The sequence below is a fragment of the Sphingobacterium faecium genome, from assembly GCF_003054045.1.
GTDB classification, from domain to species: domain Bacteria; phylum Bacteroidota; class Bacteroidia; order Sphingobacteriales; family Sphingobacteriaceae; genus Sphingobacterium; species Sphingobacterium faecium.
In genome coordinates this window covers 74,110-90,161 of sequence record NZ_QBKH01000003.1, presented here as the reverse complement: position 1 = coordinate 90,161, position 16,052 = coordinate 74,110, and the positions used below count along the sequence as shown (strand labels likewise).

The following is a 16,052-nucleotide window of genomic DNA, read 5'->3' as shown; positions in this document are numbered from 1 at the left end:
GTAGTGGTAAGCTGACAATTTATTCTGCTTCGATAAATTGCGTTTCAATAAAAAAAGTGTTAAAAACGTTAAAACTTCGTTAAATACTTGTCATATTTTTTGCAAAGTAAGATGAGTTGTATTATATTCGCAACAGTGATGTCCAAAATAGTTAACATCCAACAACAAAAAGAATAAGTTAAAGTTGTACATAAAAGCGATTTAATGAAAACAAAGAAAATATTAGCTTCAATGCTATTTATAGGCTTATGTCTAGTGTCGCAGGCACAATCAACCAAAACCCAATCTAAACCGGAATCAGACCCGGACAATCTCGCTAAAGAATACTTCTCCCAAATCATGGGTGTTGCGGTTTCAGCAACTACAAACACAAAATTATATCAATTTGTTTACGAATGGTTAGGAACACCTTACCGCTTAGGAGGTGACTCCAAAAGAGGTATCGATTGTTCAAAATTCTCTTTTGAATTGTACGACAAAGTGTTCAATACTACTTTAGGCTATAATAGTCGTAACCAATATTCTCAAATAAAACCAGTTAAGAAAGATGACTTGAAAGCTGGTGACTTGGTATTCTTTAAAATCAGAAGTAAAAGTATTACGCATGTTGGTGTTTATATTGGTGATAATAAATTCGCTCATGCTTCTTCAAGTAAAGGTGTTATGATTAGCAACCTAGGAGAAGCTTATTGGAGACGCTATTATTATGATGGTGGTCGATTACCTGATGATAACAAATCACTTACTGCAGAGATATTAAATGCTGAAAAATCAGATAAATTCAATTAATTTGATTTTTTCACATCATGATAAGAAGTCCGAATGTCAATACATTCGGACTTTTTTTTGCAAAGATTTTAGTACTTTTACGCTTAAATAAATTAATACCATTATGTCGTCAAAGAAAACGCTCATACTAGATAAAGAACAAATCAAACAAAAATCGATACGCATTGCTTATCAGATTTTAGAAGATAATTTTGAAGAAAATACATTAGTGTTAGTAGGTATTGCGGATAGAGGTTATGTTTTTGCACAACGCTTGCAAAAAATATTAGAAGAAATATCAGACAAAAATATTGAGCTTTTAAAGGTGACAATGAGTAAAACAAGTCGCTCTTTAAAAGCTGAGACCGACCAACCCATTGAAGGTGCTAAAAATAAAACGTTAATCTTAGTTGATGATGTATTAAATAGTGGTAGAACGCTTGCTTATGGGTTAGGTGTGTTCTTAAATGTTCCCATAAAAAAAATGCGGACTGCCGTACTTATTGACAGAAGTCATCCAAAATTTCCTATTGTAAGTGATTATTATGGATTAAAGCTATCGACCATCCTGAAGGAACATGTAGAAGTTAACCTACAAGGTTTTGAAGCTGAGGATGATGCAGCATGGCTGGTATAGTATAAAGATATAAAAGCAAAAGCCTTCCATATTAATATGGAAGGCTTTTGCTTTTATATGTAAACAAATAGATGCTATCTTTTATTGATCTGGAGTTTCATTCCAGGTTTTAACCTCGTATGGGATAAATTGTTATCAGCTTTCAATTTAGATAAAGAAACGCCTTTATTATTCGCTATGTCAGAAAGTGTATCACCTTTCTTGACCGTATAAACTAGGATAGTTGATTTTTTGGATGCACTTGTATTTACCTTTTGAGCTAAACGGCTATTTATTCCATTGCTATTGACCACTAAAGAAGTGCCTGCCTTTAAAGAAGATCCACTTACCTTATTCCAAGCTTTTAAATTTTGGACACTCACATCATACTTCTTCGCAATCATAGCTAAAGTCTCTCCTCTACTCACTTGATGACGGCTAGGCTGAGCAGTATGCTTACTGCCCCTTCGAATATCATCCTCTACCACTGCAATGACTTGATTAGGAGTTTCTACTGTTGTGTTGAGCGCTAGATAAAGCTGGTCCTTATTTATTCCTTCACCCAATGCAGGAATGATCAGACGACGGCGAATTTCATCAGAACCATTAACTACTCCTTTTTTATAAGCTGGATTTAGCAGTTTTAAGCTCTCTTCAGTCACGTTTATTGCTTTAGCCACCTCAGCTATAGAAATAAACTTGTCAATTTCTAATATCTGCGTATTTAAAGCCATCTCACTTTCCTTGGCTTCGATCCCATGTTCCTGAGCATATCCTAAAGTATAGGTCATCGCAATATAAGCGGGAATATAATTTCTAGTCTCTTTAGGGAGAAAAGGTGCGACTTCCCAGAATGTAGGTTGAATCTTTCCAGATCGTAAAATTGCACGTTTGACTCCACCTTTTCCACAATTATAGGAAGCAATAGCTAACAGCCAATCACCAAATTCGGCATAAGCTTCTTTCATATATTTAGCAGCTGCATAACTTGATGCAATGGGGTCTTTACGTTCATCAACATAGGTATCCATCGTTAAGTTATAAATCTTAGCCGTACCATACATAAATTGCCAAGGTCCAGTTGCTCCAACACGTGAAACGTCATGTGGATTTAAAGCAGACTCAATGATCGATAGGTATTTTATTTCCTTAGGAACGCCCACTTCAGCCAAAATACGTTCGTAAAGTGGGAAATAATATTGTGCCAGTCCCAACATTCGAGACATATGCCCGGAATAATTTTTAGAATTATAAAGATCAATATACTTGCGAACATGTTGGTTGTAGTCTAAGGGGACTTCACGTTCTAAAGAATTTAATTTTCGAACAACATTGACATCTTCAATATCAAATACGATCGATTGGGCTTCCTTCTCGCCTACATGAACAAACTTAATGCTATCAAGCTGTTGCAGGATCGATGCATTTTCACGATCAATACTCGCAGACATAATTGCTTGCGTAGAATTTCTCATCTCATCAATAGACCTTTCTTGTGCAAACAAACAACATGTCGTGAATGCGAAGCCTATGGTGAATAGAGTCCTCTTTTTTTCAATCATCTTTTTTAATTATGGTTGACAATTAGAACTAAATCGTCCTAAGAATAAAGTATATATTTTTCGAATACGCGCTTTATTTTACAATATTAGAAATGGTAGAAAATGAAATAAGATTTTACGAAGAAGTAAAATCTTATCTCTAACACACAGTAGAATTATTTATTCTCTGTTGTTTTCTCTTTAGTATCATCTGTAGAATCCTCTTTCTGTCCGTCTTTGAATTCTTTTACACCTTTACCTAATCCACGCATCAATTCAGGAATTTTTTTACCGCCAAATAATAGTAATAATATTACAACGATTATAATTAATTCCTGACCCCCAATACCCATTATTAATAACCCTGATGTCAACATAACTTATGATTTACTGTTTTTCAATATTCTCTTTTAGTATATACACTTATACCTTAAAAACAAATGTACATAATAATTTTTATTTCTATATTTTTTTAATTTGCTAACCAAGACTGTGGATTCATCGGAATTTGACCCTGCCAAACTTGAAAATCCAAGACCGGAGCGTCCAAATCAGGATCATTAGCTACCGTTCCAATTGACTGACCTGCAGATACTTTCTGTCCTTTCGACACACTAAAACTTGCTAAGTTGCTATACACCGAGAAGAATTCACCATGTGAAATGATGATCACCTTAAGTCCATTCAACGTTAACGTACTTGTTACAGTTCCAGAAAACACCGCTTTGACGGTTGCTCCACTTGCAGTCTGCAATTTCAAGGATTCATGGCTTACCGACACATTTCTACCTGTTCTATCCGTACCAAAACTTTGTAATATTTTAGCATTGGAAACTGGCCATGGCAATCGTCCACGATTAGATCTAAAATCAGCAGAAAGACGAGCTGCCTCTGGAGTAGCACGCAGTACCTCTGAATCCGATTTACGGGCAGTAGATTTAGATGATTCTTTATCATCAACCTTAGTGTCATTTTTCTTAGCACTTCTTGCAGCCGCTGCTTCTGCTGCTCTACGAGCAGCTTCTTGTCTTCTACGCTCGGCTTCAATCTCTCTTTTAATGATTGCTTGAATGGCAGATCTTAACTTACGCTCCTCTTTTTGTTTCTGCGTAATATCGCGTTTGACACCTCTTTCAGTGGTAATCAAAGAGCTTAATTCATTAGAGAAAACAGCACGTTGTTGAGCTATTGTCTTCTTCTCTTGCTCTTGTTCATTTAACAACTGTTTATGCTTATTACGATCTGCCTGAAGTTGGGCGATCTTCTGCTCAATTTGTTTTTTAGTCCCTTCAATTTCACTCGCCTTTAACTTTCGTGAATCATTGAATTGCTGTAAATATTTTACACGACGAAATCCTTGGTTAAAATCTTTTGAAGCAAAAATAAACATAAGCTTATTATAAGCGTTGCGGTTTCGAAAAGCAAACATGATCATTTTTTCATAATCATTACGCATCTTTTCCAGCTCCGCTTTTAACTTATCAACGGCACCAGTATTGACATTAATCTGGCGATTAATCAAGCTGAGCTCAGAACTAATTGTTGATATTTTTTCTTGACGAAGATTAATCTGACTACTCAGCGCACTTACCTGCTTCTGCGTCAATATCTTCTCCGTAGTAGTTTCCTTTAGCGTCTTTTGCAGTTCCGCTATTTCACGATTTATTTTTTCACGTTTCTTTTCAAGCTCAGCCCGGGTCTGTGAAAAACCGATTCCCAGCATCAAAAAAAACGCAAGTAGACTTAGTGTTATTTTTTTTAAATTCATCTATAGTAATCTTTTACTAGCAGTTGAGTCCGAATTAACATGTTTCCAGTAAAAACAGTCCCAAATGCGAAAGTAATAAATCTTAAGGATTATCGTACTAACATTAATTAATTACTTTGTATTTGTTAGAGATTGTAAAAGGCATTTCTACAGCTTCATTAAATGATACTCTGCTATAATTAAAATTAGCACTAATACTGGTATCTCCTCCTGATATCAGTAATTCAAGAGCCATCGGAAACAACATACCACCGTTATTTGAATAGCTAGCATAGTTTGCTTCCAATTTTTGTCCCTTTGCAGCTTGCTCTAAACTGAATGAGTCTAACTTATTTTGTTGATTAACTAAATATAAATAGCTGAGTTCATTCTTTTGACCCCTTAATTGTATCGGTATACTTTTCAGATCAACTTCAAAATTATGGGCATTTAACAGATTTGTTGAAAAATTTGCTAAAAGCAAATCTTGAACATTGGCAAAAGTCAAGTCTTCACTCGCATACTGATACAAATAACTGAATGGTTTTCCAATGTATTCACCTTGAAATTTATTTAAGATCTGAACACTATCTGGGGTAATCAAAACTCGTCCTACTTCAAGACCTAATAATGCCGTAATGGAAATCCAGATTTTCTTATCTTTCTCGATTCTGATATTAACAGTCGCATCTTGAGATGATTTTCCAATGCTTATTTTACTCTTAGCTTTACCCGAGAACGTCGTAAACTCCAAGTTAGATAATAAAAATTTTTGAGCAATCTCAGTTCTGGAATCTTTTTTATCTATCGTCGGAATTTCTAAAGGTGTATAATCTACTTTCGCAATTTTCTTCTTTGTACTACAAGATACAAATATAAAAAGCACAGCTATGATGACAAGAGATCTACTCCACATAAGATTTTGTATTTATTTTTTCTTTCAACTTATCTAAATCAATTTCAGATTTACCACCTCTATTTAACGCAAGTTTCCACTGCTTCATTGCTTCTGCAGATTTTTTATTTTTAATCAAAATATCACCATAGTGTTCTAATAAAACTGCAGAAATCGTATTTGAATTTTTAATTGCTTTTTCAATCCATACCAGTGCATCAGCATACTTTCCTTGTTTAAACAACACCCATGCATAAGTATCCTCTAAAGTCGCATCATTTGGTCTTAATTTATTTGCTGTCTCAGCAAAAAGAGCAGCATCTTCTAAATCCTGATTTCTTAACGACAAATAGTAAGCTAAATTGTTCATGGCACTGACATTTGTACTATCTAAATGAATGGCTTCTCTATAAGCCACATCAGAAGCAGATTCCATTTTGAGGGAATGATAAATATCACCTAAACCACTATATATATTGGATTGAAAAATAGCATTTTCATTTTGACCATTATTCAGTGCAGCTTCCATCAAATTACGCGCAAGCTCATAATTACCCTTTAATGTGTAGGCAATCGAACTGAAATACAATAGAACAGGATTATTTGGGATATTGTGTAAAGCCTCTCCCCCATGTGCTATCGCTTGGTCATATTGTTCCATAGCCAGATCAACATTCATCAACATACGCCATGCATCAATTTGATATGGATTGATGCCAACTGCAATCGAAAATGATGATTGTGCCCCAACTAGGTCATTACGCATCCAGTTTACCTGCCCCTTAGCAACATGGCTCTCTGCTACACGGGGGTGCATATCAACTAAAATATTAGCCAATTCTTGAGCTTGATCGAGTGTAAAACTGCTATTGGGAGCTAACAAGGATAAAATGATTCTATTTTTTTCTGAGAAATCAATAGTTTTAGACGAAAAAGCCTGTTTAAGATAATCAAATGAAAGTTTTCCTTTACCCGACAGACGGTATTCATCAGCCAAGTCTAAAAAAAGATAATCATCTTTTGTATTCAGTACACCTGCATTTAAGATGGCAACCGATTTTTTTGCTTCTTTATTTTCTCGATATGCTTGCGCCAATTGACTATATACTTGTGCTAAAGGGGATTTTTTATTTGCCCACGGCTCCAAAACATTGATTACAGCAGGAAAATCGTTTTTATCCAATAACAAAGTAGCACCTATGACATCTAATGTGTCGGTAGCTCCTGTTCTTTCGCGAACATTTTTATAGAGTGTAAAAGCCTCTTCTTTTTGTTCACTATTGAACAATAACATGATCTTTTCCCTATTTAAAGCGGCTACATTGACATGTTCCTTATTCATTAAAATATCTAATGATCGGATCGCACTCTGGATATCGCCTTTTCCTTTATTGACATCAATATTAAAACTTAGGTATTCGTTTTTAGGATCTATTTCTAGCGCTTTATTTACTTCCTCGAGAGCGCGATCGGCATTTCTCATCTGTCCAAATAATACCGCTTTTGTAAAATATACATCATCTGCTTTGGGATAGCGTACTGTAATCGCATCCAAGGAGTCCATGGCTTGCTTGTAATCCCCCTTCCTTAAAAAAACTTCTATATTTTTTAATTGTTGCGAATAAGGTTTTTCTGGGGTGCTATTTTGTGCTGATACCGTTTTTCCAGCTGCAGATAACATTGTTACTAATAGCGCATACTTCAAATATTTTTTAAACATAAATAATCCTTCTCGTTCACCAATTACTGTGTTAATTATGTTGCAATATACTAATAAACGACAATTGTAAATAACAGTATTGCAATTGAATTGGTTATTTTTGACGATCTACCCGTTAATCGGAATTTAAATGCTGGTAAAAAGAGGCCTATCCATAATCAAAGTCTCTAAAATAAAGTAAAATAGATTTTCGTAATCAAAAAATTAAAAGTACCTTTGCAGACCCTTGAGACACAGGGAAAAGAAGTGAATAAAATTTTATTAATTATTTAATTAAAAGCAAGTGAATACGTTAAGTTACAAGACTGTCTCTGCCAACAAGAACACCATCAACAAAGAATGGATCGTTGTTGATGCTGAAGGCGAGATTTTGGGGCGCTTGGCAAGCGAAATTGCGAAAGTAATTCGCGGAAAGCACAAGCCATCGTTTACCCCTCACGTAGATTGCGGAGATAATGTTATCGTTATCAATGCAGAAAAAATTAGATTGACAGGTAATAAATTGGGTGACAAAACTTACGTTCGCTACACGGGATACCCGGGTGGTCAACGTTTCATCACTCCAAAAGAATTATTGGCAAAACACCCTGAGCGCATCATTGAGAAAGCTGTTCGTGGTATGCTTCCTAAAAACCGTTTAGGTCGTCAATTGTTTAAAAATCTTTATGTTTATGCTGGAACTGAGCACAAACAAGAGGCTCAAAATCCAAAACCAGTTAAATTTTAAGGAGAATCGACATGTCAACAACTAATACTTCAGGAAGAAGAAAAACTGCTGTTGCCCGCATTTACTTAACTGCTGGTAGCGGAGTCCTTACTATTAATGGTAAAGACTACAAAGAATATTTCCCAACATTGCCATTGCAATACATTGTTACTCAATCATTAGAAGTAGCAGGTCAAGCTGGGAATTTTGATGCGAAAGTGAACGTTAATGGAGGTGGTGTAAAAGGACAAGCTGAGGCTGTTCGTTTAGCTATTGCGAAAGCATTAGTTGAATTAGACCCAGAAGTTAAACCAGCTTTACGTGCTAAAGGTTTAGTTACACGTGATGACCGTATGGTTGAGCGTAAGAAACCAGGACGCAAGAAAGCTCGTAAGAGATTCCAATTCAGTAAACGTTAATCAAAGGAGGATCAAAAAATGGCAAGAACAACTTATCAAGACTTATTGGATGCAGGTGTGCACTTTGGTCACCTTACTCGTAAATGGGATCCGAAAATGGCTAAGTACATTTTCATGGAACGCAACGGGATCCACATCATTGACTTGAACAAAACGCTTACGAAATTGGAAGAAGCTGCTTCAGCTATCAAACAAATCGTAAAATCAGGTCGTAAGGTTTTATTCGTAGCAACGAAAAAACAAGCAAAAGAAATTATCGCTCAACAAGCGAAAGCAGTTAACATGCCTTTCGTTACTGAAAGATGGTTAGGTGGTATGCTTACAAACTTCACAACAGTGCGTAAGTCTATCAAAAAAATGTCTACAATTGACAAAATGCAAAAAGATGGTACATACGATGTATTATCTAAAAAAGAGAAGTTGATGATTCAACGTGAGCGTATCAAATTGGAATCTCTATTAGGAGGTATCGCTGATTTGAACCGTTTACCGGCTGCTTTATTCATCATCGATGTGAAAAAAGAACACATCGCTGTTACTGAAGCAATCAAGTTAAGCATCCCTACTTTTGCAATGGTAGATACAAACTCTGATCCTTCAAACATTGATTTCCCAATCCCTGCAAATGATGACGCTAGTAAATCTATTAGCTTAATCGCTGGCATCATTGGTCAAGCAATACAAGAAGGTTTGGACGAACGTAAACGTGATAAAGAAGACGAAGCAGAAAAAGAAGCAGCTGCAGCTAAGGCTAAAGTTGATACTACTGAAGCTTCAGAAGCTAAACGTCCTCGTAAAGCGAAAGACGGAGAATAATATTTTTTATTCCAAACCGGATAGCGTAGCGTTGGTTTCTGGAAAAGAATTCTTTTCTTGGACTAACCTATCTGTCCGGTTTTTTGGTTTATCCTTGCCCTAAAAAGAAATGATAAACTTTATATTAACTTAACAAGAGTTAGGTTAATATTGTCAAGAAAATAATAAGTCAAAAATTTAAAAAAGAAATATATCATGTCAGTACAAATTTCTGCATCAGATGTAAACAAGCTGCGTCAACAAACAGGCGCAGGTATGATGGATTGTAAAAAAGCGTTAGTAGAAGCAAACGGTGATTTTGAAGCTGCTGTTGATTACTTACGTAAAAAAGGAGCTAAAGTTGCTGCTAGCCGTCAAGACCGTGATTCTAACGAAGGTGTTATCATTGCTAAAGCTGCTACTGATGGTAAATCAGGTATCGTAGTTGAAGTAAACTGTGAAACAGATTTCGTAGCTAAAAATGCTGATTTCGTAGCTTTCGCTGAGTCAGTCGCTGAAGTTGCTTTGGCTAACAAACCTGCTTCTTTAGAAGACTTAAAAGCTTTAGAAATCGGTGGTACTAAAATCGCTGATTTATTAATCGATCAAACTGGTAAAATCGGTGAGAAAATTGACGTTTCTAAATACGAAACTATTTCTGCTGAAAAAGTTGTTGCCTATATCCACGCGAACTACCGTTTAGGTGTATTAGTTGGTTTATCTGCAACTGCTGATGGTGTTGAAGAAGCTGGTAAAGATGTAGCAATGCAAATCGCTGCAATGAACCCTATCGCTATTGATAAAGATGGTGTTGATGCTCATACAATCGAGCGTGAAATTGCTATCGCTAAAGAGCAAATCATGGCTGAAGGTAAACCTGCTGAAATGGCAGAAAAAATCGCTGCTGGTAAATTGAACAAATTCTTCAAAGAAACGACTTTGTTGAACCAAGAATTCGTGAAAGATAACTCTAAATCTATCGCTCAATTCTTAGATTCAGTTTCTAAAGGCTTAACTGTTACAGCATTCAAACGTGTTCAATTAGGAGCATAATAAACATAATTCTTATAAAGAAGACCTATTTCCAAAAGAGATAGGTCTTCTTATTTTAATTCAAAACTGTATAATTAAAATTCATCTGCAGAGAACCAGTTTTTCAACATGTTCATCTCCTTTTCCTTATTCTCCATCATCACCCTTTCCATTTCTTTCCTATCTTCTTCTCTTAAATTTTTAAAAAACGGATGCTGAAGAAAAACATTCAAATAATCTGCTTTTACAGGATCAACCGTTTTGAAATACTTAACCATTATTGGAGTAGCCTCAAAATAGAAATACTCACTCACAGGTATAAAATTTCTTAAAATTTTATAGTAAACTTTATTACAGCCCAGATCTTTCAATAAAGGATATAAAATCTTATCTTTTGATGAGTTTATGATCCTAATTTTATAAACATTATCATATACCCGCTCCCCAAACCGGATATATAATCCAAGTAAAAATGAATATTTTCTACTTTCATCTTTATCAAAATTTTCATTAATTAAATGACCATCATCAGTATAAAACGTATTAAAATATTGAGCCAATTGTGGATTATTCAATTCGCTATCGAGATTATTGTCGACTTTCTGTTCAACTTTTACATGATAATTATCATGTAAATATGCCACTAAATACGCTACTAATTTCTTTTCCGTAGAAGTATATTCATCAATATTAATTTCCTTATTACGACCGTTAAACCGATCCAAATAATCACTAAAAGTGCCTAACATAAAATAGTCCGGTATCACATTTAAAGTATAATTTGTGGAATCTTGCCATTTATGTAAATTAGATCTCATTCCAGGTATCGTATTTATTGAACTTGATCCAAAAAGCTGTCGTATATGTTGCCCAAACTTGGTCGCCCAATAAACAGGATAAGAATAATAAAAATATACTTCTTCATAATTTTAAAATTTAGGTCAAACAAATATACTTTTTATTTTATATCAGCCGTTACAGTCTATCTCTTCAATCTCCATGACTAACAATTGCTTATTTCAATTTATTTACCATTCAAAAACTCATTAAGATGAATGAAGCTATGGTAAATTGAATAAACAGAATTAATCAAAACCAACGTTAGAAATGGAAGAGATCAAATTATTAGGGTTGAAAATAAATAGTACCAAAAGCACATATTTTTTGTAAATTGGTTGGTAACATTGATTATAGATCACTAAATAATATCACATGAGTACAACACAAGGCATGCTTCGTGATGATGCATTAAAAGGAAAAAACATTTTAATTACCGGTGGTGGTACTGGACTTGGTAAAGCCATGACCAGATATTTTTTACAATTAGGGGCACAATGTCTTATCACAAGCCGCAAGGATGATGTCATACAGCAAACCGCAACGGAACTAAGCCAAGAAACAAATGGCAAATGTATCGCTATAGCTTGTGATGTCCGTGATTACGAATCTGTGGAGAAAGTCATCGCTTTTGGTATACAAGAACTAGGTTCCATAGATGTATTAGTCAATAATGCTGCTGGAAATTTCATATCCCCTACAGAAAGATTAAGCCACCGTGCATTTGAATCTGTCTTAGGCATTGTCCTGCAGGGTACCATTAATTGTACCTTAGCTCTGGGAAAGATCTGGATTGCGAATAAAGATCAAGATAAAACCATTTTGAATATTGTGACCACATATGCGAGCACAGGTTCTGGATATGTAGTTCCTTCTGCCTGTGCTAAATCAGGAGTATTAGCGATGACAAGATCACTGGCGGTGGAATGGGGACGTAAAGGAATCCGATTGAATGCAATCGCACCAGGCCCATTTCATACAACTGGCGCTTTTGACCGTCTTTTTCCAAGTAACCTTAGTGATACCCTAAACCCTATCAATAGAATCCCCCTAGGTCGCACGGGTGATCTACAAGAATTGGCCAATTTAGCCGCATATCTTGTATCCGATTACTCAGCTTATGTCAATGGTGATGTCATAACAATAGATGGCGGAGAATGGTTAAAAGGTGCCGGAGAATTTAATGGACTCGATGCCGTAACAGACGAACAGTGGGATACTGTTGAAAAATTAACTCGCGGAGCAAAAAGCACATAAACGACGAGCTATAAATACGATTGTTTTTTATACAAAGGCTAGACAATTGTTGTTTTATTTAGATATTTGACAATAATAATAAAGGAATGAAAAAAATAGCCTTCATAGCACTCCTATTTTTTAGTGGATCAACTTTATCTGCTCAGCAAATAGAAGAAAGTACAGTGGACTCTCTTGTTCAACAAACATTGTCTACGTTCAATGTGCCAGGAATTGCGGTAGGTATTGTCAAAGATAATCAAGTCATACTAGCCAAAGGATACGGTATTGCAGATTTAAATCGAAAAAACAAAGTTTATGCAAGTACAAATTTTGGTATTGCATCCAATTCCAAAGCTTTTACAACATCTGCACTAGCTATGTTGGTCGATGAGGGGAAAATAAATTGGGATGATCGCGTTCAAAAATATATTCCAGAATTCAAACTTTACAATGACTATGTCAGTCAAAATTTTACGATTAGAGATTTATTAACCCACAGAAGTGGCTTAGGCTTAGGTGCCGGAGATTTGATGATATGGCCCGACGGACATGATTTTACTCCTAAAGACATCATCCACAATATCCAGTATTTAAAACCAACCTCTGGATTTCGTACAAAATATGATTATGACAATCTCCTGTACATCATCGCTGGTGAAATATTAGAAAAAGTATCTGGGCAAAGTTGGCAAAAATTCATTCAGAACAGAATTTTTAACCCACTTGGCATGAATCATTCTGCACCGAACTGGAATTTATTGCAAGATCGAGCGGATGTCATTTCTCCGCACGTGCCTTTATCAGGAAAAAATAAAGTCAGGATAAGGTATACCAATACAATCTTAGATGCTGCTGGCGGAATATATTCAAATGTTGAAGACCTCAACAAATGGATGATCTTTCATTTGAATAACGGAGAGCATCATGGAAAACAATTGATATCTAAAAAACAGCTGAAAGAATTGACTAGCGCTCAGACCATCATGCCTGTCCGCACAACAGCACCTTACTATTCTCTATTTAAGAATTACGGGCTAGGCTTCGTTCTTACTGATGTAGTAGGTAAAATGGAAGTTTCGCATACTGGCGGATTAGAAGGGATTGTCACACAAATCGTTATGCTTCCCCAGTTAAAATTAGGCATCGTCGTATTGACTAATCAGCAAGAAGGTGCCGCATTCAGTGCCATAAGCAATAGCATAAAAGATTTTTACCTCGGTATACCTGATCAACATTGGATCACGACCTATGAAGCATTAATAGCAAAAAATAATGCAGAAGCTGATCTGATAACACAAAAAACATGGCAGATCGTAGATGATCATAAAAATACAAAGCATCTGACCATAAAAGGCAAATATCTGGATAATTGGCTTGGCGAAGTGTCTATTCATATGAATAAAAATGGAAAGTTAACATTTGCTTCCAAACGTTCACCACAGCTTACTGGTGAGCTATTCTACTATCAAGATAATACGTATACTGTCAAATGGGATAATCGCTTTATGTATGCTGATGCATTTGTATATTTTGACATTCAAGACCATCAGGTGAATGGATTTAGAATGAAACCCATATCACCACAGACAGATTTTAGTTTTGACTTTCAAGATCTAAATTTTAAAAAACAGACAAAAAATGGAACAAAAAAATAATCCCCTTCATGGACAACGATTAGACGCAATATTAGAATATCTAGTTGCTTACTTTGGAGGTTGGGAAGGTTTAGGTGAGCGTATCAACGTTAAATGCTTCAATGAAAATCCAAGTATAAAATCTTCATTGGTTTTTTTAAGAAAAACACCTTGGGCAAGAAAAAAAGTAGAAGAATTGTATCTCAAGATATATCTGTACGAAAGTAAATAGTTGCGATCATGCGATCCACTTTCTTATAAAGAATGTACTTTCATTGTTATAAAAAAGATAATTTATTCGATTCGTCTACAAGTTAGCAGATAGGTTAAAATTATCTTTTCTTGTTTTCATAACGTATTGATTTAAAATTTAATATCAAAATATATAACGATACAGATGATAAAAACAAACTTAAAAATGAGTTGTTATATCTGTTGTAAACTTAGAACATATGCATCATAAAAAAATAGGCTGGATCGGGCTAGGAAACATGGGATTTCCGATGGCAAAAAATCTCGAAAATGCTGGATTTCCGCTTTCTGTTTTCAATAGAACTGCGAGTAAATCAGAACCTTTTACAGCTCGATCGGAAGTCTATATCAGTGCCATTGAACTGGTTAAAAACTGTGATATCATTTTTACAATGGTCTCAAACGATGCTGCAATTATAGATCTGTACGCAGATATTTTTCGACTTGAAGATATTACGGAAAAAATATTCGTCGACATGAGTACGATCTCCAAGGAACTGACCCTAACCATTGCACAACAATTAAAGGAAAAACAAGCACGTTTTATCGATGCTCCAGTTGCCGGTAGTACAGTACCTGCTAAGGAAGGAAAGTTAATTATTATGGCAGGTGGTGAAGAAAAGGATCTTCAAGAAGTATTACCCTATTTGCAAAAACTGGGTAAATCAGTTAAACATCTAGGTCCTGTTGGTCAAGGTATCGCAGCTAAACTTGCCATCAATTACTTTCTATCCATTATTTATCAAGGGCTTGCCGAAACCGTACTATTTGCAGAACAAAGTGGTATAAAAAGAGATGATATGCTAGCAATAATCAATGAAAGCGCAAGTGGTAGCGGTGCAACTCAGGTTAAAACTCCACTTCTTCTGCAACAGGATTATTCAGCTGCATTTGCTTTAGACCTGATGTTAAAAGATATCAATCTAGCTAAAAAAGAAGGTGTTAACAGTCCGTTGAGTAAGGTGTTAATCGAGACTTATCAACAGGCACATGATGCGGGCTTTGGAAAGCAAGATGTCATTGGTATTATCAATTATTTGAAACAAATTCAATAATACCTATCATGAAAATCGTCAACAATCAAAAAGGCTTTTATCAAGTTAATGATTGGTGATAGGTATCAATTGATTCAGCTAGTGGATTGAGGATAGTATGAGGTGACGGTAAAGAATCTATAGAACACGAAATCAATTTGAATCTAATCGCTGATAAATTTCTAAAGAAATGGTGTTGTAAACTCTTAAATCTACCAATATGAAAATTTTAAAAACAATAGTAATTGCATTACTTTTCATCGTAGCCCTACTTTTGATCATAGCACTATTTGTAAAAAAAGATTATGCTGTCCAAAGAGAAATTACAATTAACAAAACGAATCAAGAGGTATTCGATTATATTAAATACCTTAGAAATCAAAATAACTTCAGCAAATGGGCAATGATGGATCCTCTGATGAAAAAAACATATCAGGGCACTGATGGAACTGTCGGTTTTATTTCTGCATGGGATAGTAAAGCGGATAGTGTAGGAAAAGGTGAGCAGGAAATTGTCAAAATTGAAGAAGGAAAACGAATTGATTTCGAAATCCGATTTATCAAGCCATTTGAATCAAAAGATAAAGCGTATATGATCACAGAATCTCTATCTTCCAATACGACAAAAGTAATTTGGGGATTTGATGGACATATGAATTACCCTATGAACCTCATGCTACTAGTTATGGATTTTGACCACATGTTAGGTGGAGATTTAGAAATAGGTCTGCAGAGATTAAAAACAAAACTAGAAACCGAATAAATGTAAATCCTGCTCTGGAAACTATTTGAATAGTACGGGAATCATCCATCACGA

General features: G+C 35.3%; 17 protein-coding genes. 11 read left to right on the top strand and 6 right to left on the bottom strand.

Annotation, left to right across the window (positions count from 1 at the left end):
- Positions 1–204: 204 nt before the first annotated feature.
- Both C8N37_RS08460 and C8N37_RS08455 read left to right on the top strand, forming a co-directional pair.
- Positions 205–789 carry a C40 family peptidase gene (locus tag C8N37_RS08460; RefSeq protein ID WP_108158519.1) on the top strand — a complete coding sequence of 195 codons (585 nt, stop codon included), beginning with the start codon at positions 205–207 and terminating at the stop codon, positions 787–789.
- A 103-nt stretch (positions 790–892) separates the two neighbouring features.
- On the top strand, positions 893–1,405 hold the full coding sequence (locus C8N37_RS08455) for a phosphoribosyltransferase family protein (protein ID WP_045755329.1): 513 nt from the start codon (positions 893–895) through the stop codon (positions 1,403–1,405).
- Positions 1,406–1,479: 74 nt separating this feature from the next.
- Here the strand turns inward: C8N37_RS08455 and C8N37_RS08450 are convergent, their stop codons facing one another.
- The 5 genes from C8N37_RS08450 to C8N37_RS08430 all read right to left on the bottom strand — a co-directional run bounded on the left by C8N37_RS08450 (position 1,480) and on the right by C8N37_RS08430 (position 7,287).
- A complete protein-coding gene (locus tag C8N37_RS08450; RefSeq protein ID WP_108158518.1) occupies positions 1,480–2,946 on the bottom strand; it encodes a lytic transglycosylase domain-containing protein in 1,467 nt (488 codons plus the stop codon).
- A gap of 155 nt (positions 2,947–3,101) precedes the next feature.
- Positions 3,102–3,302, bottom strand: coding sequence for a twin-arginine translocase TatA/TatE family subunit (locus tag C8N37_RS08445; protein ID WP_045753019.1), 201 nt, complete (start codon positions 3,300–3,302; stop codon positions 3,102–3,104).
- A gap of 95 nt (positions 3,303–3,397) precedes the next feature.
- Positions 3,398–4,693 carry a murein hydrolase activator EnvC family protein gene (locus C8N37_RS08440; RefSeq protein WP_108158517.1) on the bottom strand — a complete coding sequence of 432 codons (1,296 nt, stop codon included), beginning with the start codon at positions 4,691–4,693 and terminating at the stop codon, positions 3,398–3,400.
- A 103-nt stretch (positions 4,694–4,796) separates the two neighbouring features.
- Positions 4,797–5,588, bottom strand: coding sequence for a DUF4292 domain-containing protein (locus tag C8N37_RS08435; RefSeq protein ID WP_108158516.1), 792 nt, complete (start codon positions 5,586–5,588; stop codon positions 4,797–4,799).
- Entirely contained in the window at positions 5,578–7,287 is a 1,710-nt protein-coding gene (locus tag C8N37_RS08430; protein WP_108158515.1) for a tetratricopeptide repeat protein, read from the bottom strand. Before C8N37_RS08430 ends, C8N37_RS08435 begins: the two co-directional genes overlap by 11 nt.
- Positions 7,288–7,570: 283 nt before the next feature.
- On the opposite strand from C8N37_RS08430, the gene rplM reads away from it, so the two are divergent.
- From rplM to tsf, 4 genes are all read left to right on the top strand, one after another.
- The gene (gene rplM / locus C8N37_RS08425) at positions 7,571–8,014 is read left to right on the top strand and encodes a 50S ribosomal protein L13 (RefSeq protein WP_045753023.1); all 444 of its coding nucleotides are present in this window, start codon (positions 7,571–7,573) and stop codon (positions 8,012–8,014) included.
- Between the two features lie 11 nt (positions 8,015–8,025).
- On the top strand, positions 8,026–8,412 hold the full coding sequence (gene rpsI / locus C8N37_RS08420) for a 30S ribosomal protein S9 (protein WP_021188575.1): 387 nt from the start codon (positions 8,026–8,028) through the stop codon (positions 8,410–8,412).
- Positions 8,413–8,430: 18 nt separating this feature from the next.
- A complete protein-coding gene (gene rpsB / locus C8N37_RS08415; RefSeq protein ID WP_021188574.1) occupies positions 8,431–9,228 on the top strand; it encodes a 30S ribosomal protein S2 in 798 nt (265 codons plus the stop codon).
- Between the two features lie 195 nt (positions 9,229–9,423).
- Positions 9,424–10,260 (top strand): translation elongation factor Ts, encoded by an 837-nt coding sequence (gene tsf / locus C8N37_RS08410; protein WP_108158514.1) that lies wholly within the window; start codon positions 9,424–9,426, stop codon positions 10,258–10,260.
- 74 nt (positions 10,261–10,334) lie between these two features.
- Here tsf and C8N37_RS08405 read toward each other — a convergent pair whose 3' ends face one another.
- The gene (locus C8N37_RS08405; protein ID WP_108158513.1) at positions 10,335–11,057 is read right to left on the bottom strand and encodes a hypothetical protein; all 723 of its coding nucleotides are present in this window, start codon (positions 11,055–11,057) and stop codon (positions 10,335–10,337) included.
- A 394-nt stretch (positions 11,058–11,451) separates the two neighbouring features.
- Between C8N37_RS08405 and C8N37_RS08400 the strand changes: the two genes are divergently transcribed.
- From C8N37_RS08400 to C8N37_RS08380, 5 genes are all read left to right on the top strand, one after another.
- Complete coding sequence (locus C8N37_RS08400) at positions 11,452–12,333, top strand: SDR family oxidoreductase (RefSeq protein ID WP_108158512.1); 882 nt, start codon at positions 11,452–11,454, stop codon at positions 12,331–12,333.
- An 86-nt stretch (positions 12,334–12,419) separates the two neighbouring features.
- A complete protein-coding gene (locus C8N37_RS08395) occupies positions 12,420–13,970 on the top strand; it encodes a serine hydrolase (protein ID WP_108158511.1) in 1,551 nt (516 codons plus the stop codon).
- Positions 13,954–14,181: a VF530 family protein gene (locus C8N37_RS08390; protein WP_108158510.1), complete on the top strand. Its 228-nt coding sequence runs from the start codon at positions 13,954–13,956 to the stop codon at positions 14,179–14,181. Before C8N37_RS08395 ends, C8N37_RS08390 begins: the two co-directional genes overlap by 17 nt.
- Before the next feature lie 220 nt (positions 14,182–14,401).
- Complete coding sequence (locus tag C8N37_RS08385) at positions 14,402–15,256, top strand: NAD(P)-dependent oxidoreductase (protein ID WP_108158509.1); 855 nt, start codon at positions 14,402–14,404, stop codon at positions 15,254–15,256.
- 199 nt (positions 15,257–15,455) lie between these two features.
- Entirely contained in the window at positions 15,456–15,998 is a 543-nt protein-coding gene (locus C8N37_RS08380; protein ID WP_108158508.1) for an SRPBCC family protein, read from the top strand.
- The last annotated feature ends 54 nt before the right edge of the window (positions 15,999–16,052 follow it).

Coding starts and splice junctions, on each gene's coding strand:
- C8N37_RS08460 (WP_108158519.1), top strand. CDS start 205: ATGAAAACAAAGAAAATATTAGCTTCAATGCTATTTATAGGCTTATGT.
- C8N37_RS08455 (WP_045755329.1), top strand. CDS start 893: ATGTCGTCAAAGAAAACGCTCATACTAGATAAAGAACAAATCAAACAA.
- C8N37_RS08450 (WP_108158518.1), bottom strand. CDS start 2,946: ATGATTGAAAAAAAGAGGACTCTATTCACCATAGGCTTCGCATTCACG.
- C8N37_RS08445 (WP_045753019.1), bottom strand. CDS start 3,302: ATGTTGACATCAGGGTTATTAATAATGGGTATTGGGGGTCAGGAATTA.
- C8N37_RS08440 (WP_108158517.1), bottom strand. CDS start 4,693: ATGAATTTAAAAAAAATAACACTAAGTCTACTTGCGTTTTTTTTGATG.
- C8N37_RS08435 (WP_108158516.1), bottom strand. CDS start 5,588: ATGTGGAGTAGATCTCTTGTCATCATAGCTGTGCTTTTTATATTTGTA.
- C8N37_RS08430 (WP_108158515.1), bottom strand. CDS start 7,287: ATGTTTAAAAAATATTTGAAGTATGCGCTATTAGTAACAATGTTATCT.
- rpsI (WP_021188575.1), top strand. CDS start 8,026: ATGTCAACAACTAATACTTCAGGAAGAAGAAAAACTGCTGTTGCCCGC.
- rpsB (WP_021188574.1), top strand. CDS start 8,431: ATGGCAAGAACAACTTATCAAGACTTATTGGATGCAGGTGTGCACTTT.
- tsf (WP_108158514.1), top strand. CDS start 9,424: ATGTCAGTACAAATTTCTGCATCAGATGTAAACAAGCTGCGTCAACAA.
- C8N37_RS08405 (WP_108158513.1), bottom strand. CDS start 11,057: ATGAGATCTAATTTACATAAATGGCAAGATTCCACAAATTATACTTTA.
- C8N37_RS08400 (WP_108158512.1), top strand. CDS start 11,452: ATGAGTACAACACAAGGCATGCTTCGTGATGATGCATTAAAAGGAAAA.
- C8N37_RS08395 (WP_108158511.1), top strand. CDS start 12,420: ATGAAAAAAATAGCCTTCATAGCACTCCTATTTTTTAGTGGATCAACT.
- C8N37_RS08390 (WP_108158510.1), top strand. CDS start 13,954: ATGGAACAAAAAAATAATCCCCTTCATGGACAACGATTAGACGCAATA.
- C8N37_RS08385 (WP_108158509.1), top strand. CDS start 14,402: ATGCATCATAAAAAAATAGGCTGGATCGGGCTAGGAAACATGGGATTT.
- C8N37_RS08380 (WP_108158508.1), top strand. CDS start 15,456: ATGAAAATTTTAAAAACAATAGTAATTGCATTACTTTTCATCGTAGCC.